The following is a 6,343-nucleotide window of genomic DNA, read 5'->3' on the forward strand; positions in this document are numbered from 1 at the left end:
ACTTTCGTTACTACTTTTGAGGTTAGTAATTTGGGTTTTTAAGGTAGTGGCTTCAGATTTTAGACTTGAGTTTTCTTTAGTAAGAGTGTCCACACCAGCAACTAATTTTTCAATTTGGGTTTTTAGTGTGGGGATAATGGATACATCTTTTTCCAATTTTTCAATGTAGGTTAAGAGTTGATCCACACTTTTAAATTTTATGTCGCGGGTCTTTCTTAGGTTTATATAGTCGTCCTGATTATAGATTTTTGATACTCCTAAAGCTTCACAAATACTATTCACCACTTTAAAATTTTTCACAACACACTCTGTAATTTGTTTTACTTCCTTAGGCTTTAAAGACTTACCTAAATTCAACCTGATAGTTTCACATAGTTGATTAAAGTTTTCTACCGATTGATCATTTAACCCCCTCATTTTAAAATTCTCTTGTGTCAAATTTTGAATAGATTTTTGGCGGTGTCTAACTCTTTAGTGATAATTTCTTTCTCTTGGTTTTGTTTAGCTTTTATAGCACGATAGGCAAAATGGGATAAATGTTTTAAATTAGTCCCCTTTTGAATTACTACTCCCTCATTGTTCACAACATCATTTTTAGGTTTTCCTCTTTCCATGTTTAAAATTTCTGCTACTTCACTTTGGATTATAGATAAAGATTTTGAAGTTCTTACCTTATCACGGAATAGACTGCGCCCCGTGTTTTTATCAAGAGTAACAAATTCCAAATGGGCATGGTGATTAATAATTGTTTCGCCTTGATTATTTACATGCCCTTCATCTCTGTGAATACCAATTTGATAGCATTGAAAACCATATTTAACTAAAAAGTGTTGTGCTAATTTTTCTAAATCCTGCATGGTAGTAGTCTCTTTAATATTCACAACTGCACTCCATAAGAAACTCTTAGCCTTGAATTTTTGTTTGGTAGATTTTGTATATTTAGCTATGGCATTTTCAATAATTGTATTTTTTAAAGTCTCAGCAACAAGTGCTGATCTATTGCACTCAATCCCTATTCTTTTCTCAGGTGGTAGTAGATAGTGTGGTGGAGTACTCCTATCATTATGTGATAATTGATTTTTGTTAGTAGTAGGCTGAAAATTGATGGAGGATATATTACCCATGACTAAATCCTTAAGTGAAACTGAAAAAAATTATCTACAAAAATCAATTCTAAGCCCTTTGATATAAGTTGTCAATACTAAACTACCTTTTAACCATAGTGTAGCTTTAAACGCCTTTACACACTATCCAAAACGAGCTTGCGAGTGTCCCCGTTAGGGGTTGGATAGTGGGCTCACTCACCAATCCTATCGGAACGCGCGTAAACTTGCTTTGGTGAGTTCGTACTTCAAAACATGTTTTTTATACACACTTTAACAAGTTTTTTTACATAGTTTGCGTACTTTTACTGAAGTTATGGAGGACTTACAGACTTGCTGGAGTGTAGACAATGTTTGAAGTATAGACAAAGTTGTTGGAATGTAGACAAGGTCGGAGGAGTGAAAGATGAAAAATAATTATCAATACAAGCCACATAATCCAACATACTTTGAAACAACTTATCGCTAAAACTATGTAAATAAAATTCAAAGTTTGTAATTAAATCTATAGGAAGTTTATACACAATTTTATCTTTTTCATGACGCCGATAATTATCTAAAACCCTACGAACTTTACCCTTAGCAAAACCTAATCTGGTCTCAATCTCTGAATTACTCAAGCCATCTTGTTTCATCTTAGTAGCTATGTACACCCGTAGATCATTTATGGGGTTATTGATTTTAGGGTAGAGACTTTTAACCGCAATATAAAATAAAAATTCATAGCAAGCTTTATCACCCCCTAGTGTAAAATTTTTAGTTTTAAAAGGTTGAAACTCTTTACCCATGTTTTGTCTTACTTTGGTTTTGCGAAAACTTTCATAAGCTTTTAAATGGTTATCTGCCTCCTTTAAACTTTGATAGGGTTGTGTATCAAAATTAGGGATTGTGAGATTGATACCAATATCATTAAGATTATCAAAACCCCTTAATTGGAGTTTCCTTTTTAAATCCACTTCAAGGTTTAATATCTTTGTCTCTTGTTCATTGACTAGGTCTTTAAAGTTCTTATAAATATCCTCCGCATCAGTCAAATTACTTTGTTCATTAAGCCCGCCACTTTCTAAAACCTCCATGCAAAATTTAAACGAGAGATCATGATCTCTTTTAATTTCAATCGGTACTTTAATCCCTCCCTTAGCTAAGTACATTTTACTCGCCCCGTTTTTCTCTTTCTCATACATGAAGCAAGTCCTAGTACGCAAAATGATATTAATAGGATCATTATCTGGGTTTTGAAAATGTTTTAACTCAAGTAAGGGGAGTGAATTATCACCCATAACTTTTCTATATCTGTCTAACACTAGATCAACCATTGGTAGTTTTTCAATCTGAGATAAATATCTATCTATGCGTTGATCAGATAAAAACCCGTCGGTAGTTGCTGAAAAAATAGTAACCCCTTTGGAGTGTAAAAAATTTATAATTGAAAGTAACATGATCCTAGCGCGGGCTGTAATTTTGGCTGCAATACATGGGTTAGTGATAGTTGAGTGTGGAGTATTTGTATTAACCCCTTGTCCAAATTTTCCATAAAGCGAGTTAATGATCAACTTGTAAAGTTTTTGGAAAGCGTCATACCGAACTTTATCAAAACTATTACAAGCTTCTTTCATTAACTCTTTATAACCATTCCTACAAGTTATAATCTCTTTAACAAAATCTGCTAACGCCATAGATTTAACCTTATTCCTAATCGGTTCATAGCATTCTATGGAGTGGATATAATAACCCTCAAATTGTCCCGTATCATAAGCATAAAGAAAAGTATCTATATCAATTATCGCCCTATCTGCTTCATAAACAAAGAGTAGCCCATTCTTATGTTTAACTGGTATCGGAGGGCTTAAACTATTCCACTTATTTCTCTTTAATTTAAAATCTAGGATCACATAACCCATTAAGTCATAATTCAATAACCCCCTCTTGACTTTTCCTTTATTAATTTCAATGTGCTTTGGAGCTTTAGCAAAATCACATAATAAAATACTACTTTTGATCATGCCATAGCACCCACAAAGATCATAATCAAAAGTAGCGCCCCTATAAACACCCGATTTAAAAACAGAGTTAAACCCTCCATAAAACCCTGCATTATCCAAATTGAGAAAGTTAAAGTTAATGAAGTCCTCGTTTTGGGGTTCTGTTATCGCTTCTAACACGCCCTTATATTCTGATCGTTTTAAAAAGGTAGTAAAGGCTTTTACTCCCACTCCGCTAGCTGTATAGACTTCTGAATTAACCCCAATTTCATCTTTAATAAAACCTTTCATAAAGTAATAAGCCTTTACAGATACAAAGGCGTCATTAATCGCATAATCTAAGGCCACATTTTTATTAGCACTCAAGAAAGTATCAAAGTTTTTTATATCCACTTCTCTAAGCGTGATCTTTTCGCACCCTATCATATCCCCAACACCTGCTAGGGAGTTATCAAAGAGTAGGTAACTATCACTGAATGAAATTTGGATATGGGCTTTATTCCAATTACTCCAATTTTCAAGTTTAACTGGAAGCATTAACCCCTCAACATGGTTTTTCCTATCTTTCATTGTAACGGGGCTTTTGCGGACTACTTTAAAATCCTCAACATACTTCTCTTTAAATTCTTTATCCCATGTGGAAAACTCAGCCGCGCCAAAGTGATGAATAAAGCGGACTTTTAAATTAGTCAGTCTTACCTTTTTCCTTTTGTTATCCTTTATATGGAGTTTTACCTCCCTAGTTTGAAAACCTAAATCAAGAACCCCTTTAAGTGGAGGGAGTGTTAACTCCAATAAGTCGGTAGGGTTTAAGCGCATTCCCTCCTTATGAACAAACACAAGACCAAAACCCAATTCATATAACCACAACTGGGAAAGTAAAATTTTATTGTATTTTTTACCCCCTTTTTCAATGGTTTTATACTCTGTATCGTAGCCAATAGTCAAACTTCCTAACGGGGCATTTTGATAGAGATTTTCCAAAAGTGGTAATACTGAACATTCGTATTTCTCAAGGGGGGAAATAGGCGGGAGTTTTTGGGTGTGACGTAAATTTGTCGTGTCTGGGGTTTCACCCCTATAGGTAAATTTTACGTCACTTGTAGTTAACCCCGTTGTGTAGGGAGTTTTCAAGCACTTTTTAAAAACCCTCAGAATAGTAGAATTTAAAAATCTACCATTCTGCTTAAACGAGTTTAAGGTTTCTAAATTCCTCTTTAGACAGAGAAAAACGGCCTCCACTTTTGCCATTTTAGACTTAGCAAATTTTGAGAAAATTTTATTTTGGTAACACTCTAGGAGGGGGGTTATATCTAGTTTGCTGAATTTTTCTTTATAGTTTTGGTAAAAATCTTTTGAATTGTCTTTGTTTTCTTTAGATAAATTTAAGGGTGGGTTTGTCATAATGCGCTCCGTCATGATGTTCATAATTTGCCCCTCTGTTGGGTGTTTGGTGGGTTTGTTGAGGTGTCTAAACAACAAACCACCTTTTTACATTATATCTTGAGACTTAATTATCTGGGTTAAAATCCTCTAAAGTTTTAGCAACTTCAGTTGTAGACATTGAACAATACTTGCGCATACTCTCACTATCTGTACTAAATTCACCCCACAATGAACAAATAGTTTTCAACTTTTCTATTTGTTGGCTTGTTAATGTGAATTCAATGGGCTTAACACCTCTTAACGCCGTTTTAAGGGGCTCAGCGGACTTAGCGACATAAAATTTAAAGGTCTTAGCGCTAAACCCCTCAACGGCAACTAAAATTCTTTCTACAGGCTCATTATCCTTTTTGAATGCCTCCGATCTACCCCTTAAGAGTTTACCTTTAGTGGGTGTTTTCAAAAACCATTCTTTGAAGTTATCTAGCTTAATGCCTATTGTAGAGTTAGCATTTTTGAAACTAATCCACACCGCGTTATCGCTACCAAATTCAAGCGCGCCTACATGAATGGTAGTTACCTCTATCTCTTGTTTTAGATTTTCAGTTTGCTTAACCACATTTTTACTTGCCATATAAAAGCTCCTTAAAATGAATTTATCTAGCACTGACAAGGAAGCTAGACTTGGATATTTTACCATAAAACGCCCGTTTTGTAGTTAGATATTTTAATTATTAAATGATTTTACTTTTATAGTTTGGTATAATAAAATTTTTATACTTTAAATTGTAAGGTGTTGACATGATCAAAAAGACTAAAAAAGCGAGAGTGAAAAAGGTAGTTGCCTATATTCGTATCTCTACAGACAAGCAAGAACAACTAGGCCAACGCCATGATATAGAAAAATACGCTAAGGAAAATAAGTTAGTTGTGGATAAGTGGATAGAGGTAGAAATGGGTAGTAGGCGCTCCTTAGAAAAACGACGGATTAATGAACTAAAGGACTTGTTAGAAAAAGGGGACTTGTTGCTAGTGGCTGAGTTAACCCGATTAGGTAGATCAATGGTAGAAGTTATGAACTTAATGGAGTATTTTAACTCTAAGGGCGTGAGTGTTTGCTTTGTTAGACAGCCAGAACTCACTACCTATAAAAATGCTTTGGGTGAGTTGTTAATTGCCATTTATAGTTATTTGGCACAAGCTGAAAGAGAGATGATTAGCATAAGAACTAAGGCTGCACTTGCAGGTAAGAAAGAGAATGGCCAACATTTAGGGAGAGTAAAAGGGACTTTTAACAAATATCACCCGCTAAACCCATTCAAGGATACCATTAAGATGTACAGAGAAAAGGGCTTAACCTACTCAGCCATTTTAAAGTTGATTGACTGCCCAGAAAAGCCATGTTTGCCCTCCTTTTTAAGGTTTTGTAGAACTAGAAATTTGGGTTAATCACCTACCACGCCCACTAAATTCTTGTGTTAGGTTTTGTGGTTTTTGAAGTTTTTCTGATTCTATTAATCTTTCAAAGTTGTTTAAAGTTTCTAACATAATGTTTAGTTCTGCTCTTATGTCTGAGATATTGTTTAAACGATTTAAGACTCTATTTCTATTATCGTTTGAATAATTTAAGCTTAAAATTTTGTTCACAATATGGTTTAAAAGTTGTTCACATAGATCTCTTAAGCCTCTATCATTGTTTGAAAGACTACTAACTTTAGCCTCCAACTCTTTAATCTTTTCATTTAGTTTTTGGTTTTCCCCCAACACAACTCCCACTTTCTTTTGCAGTGTTTGAGTTTGATTTTTAAAACTTTCGTTACTACTTTTGAGGTTAGTAATTTGGGTTTTTAAGGTAGTGGCTTCAGATTTTAGACT

6 protein-coding genes are annotated in these 6,343 nt (G+C 34.3%); 1 reads left to right on the forward strand and 5 read right to left on the reverse strand.

Annotated features, from left to right (window positions below; genetic code table 11):
• From G6Q06_RS08350 to G6Q06_RS08365, 4 genes are all read right to left on the reverse strand, one after another.
• Positions 1 to 417 (reverse strand): hypothetical protein (locus G6Q06_RS08350; RefSeq protein ID WP_163566303.1); only part of this gene is annotated, 417 nt, incomplete at its 3' end.
• Positions 418 to 434: 17 nt separating this feature from the next.
• Positions 435 to 1,124, reverse strand: a complete 690-nt coding sequence (locus G6Q06_RS08355) for a hypothetical protein (RefSeq protein ID WP_205436018.1) — start codon at positions 1,122 to 1,124, stop codon at positions 435 to 437.
• Between the two features lie 293 nt (positions 1,125 to 1,417).
• On the reverse strand, positions 1,418 to 4,564 hold the full coding sequence (locus tag G6Q06_RS08360) for a DNA polymerase domain-containing protein (protein ID WP_163566304.1): 3,147 nt from the start codon (positions 4,562 to 4,564) through the stop codon (positions 1,418 to 1,420).
• Positions 4,565 to 4,595: 31 nt separating this feature from the next.
• Positions 4,596 to 5,102, reverse strand: a complete 507-nt coding sequence (locus tag G6Q06_RS08365) for a hypothetical protein (RefSeq protein WP_163566305.1) — start codon at positions 5,100 to 5,102, stop codon at positions 4,596 to 4,598.
• Between the two features lie 167 nt (positions 5,103 to 5,269).
• Here G6Q06_RS08365 and G6Q06_RS08370 point away from each other — a divergent pair, with 167 nt between their 5' ends.
• Positions 5,270 to 5,917, forward strand: coding sequence for a recombinase family protein (locus tag G6Q06_RS08370; protein ID WP_163566306.1), 648 nt, complete (start codon positions 5,270 to 5,272; stop codon positions 5,915 to 5,917).
• Here the strand turns inward: G6Q06_RS08370 and G6Q06_RS08375 are convergent.
• On the reverse strand, positions 5,918 to 6,343 hold a 426-nt coding region (locus tag G6Q06_RS08375), incomplete at its 5' end, for a hypothetical protein (protein WP_163566307.1).

It is taken from the genome of Helicobacter suis, from assembly GCF_902196135.1.
Lineage (GTDB): Bacteria > Campylobacterota > Campylobacteria > Campylobacterales > Helicobacteraceae > Helicobacter > Helicobacter suis_A.

What these genes read in the sequence shown, in the direction of transcription:
- G6Q06_RS08355 (WP_205436018.1), bottom strand. Translation starts at nt 1,124, where the DNA reads ATGGGTAATATATCCTCCATCAATTTTCAGCCTACTACTAACAAAAAT.
- G6Q06_RS08370 (WP_163566306.1), top strand. Translation starts at nt 5,270, where the DNA reads ATGATCAAAAAGACTAAAAAAGCGAGAGTGAAAAAGGTAGTTGCCTAT.
- G6Q06_RS08365 (WP_163566305.1), bottom strand. Translation starts at nt 5,102, where the DNA reads ATGGCAAGTAAAAATGTGGTTAAGCAAACTGAAAATCTAAAACAAGAG.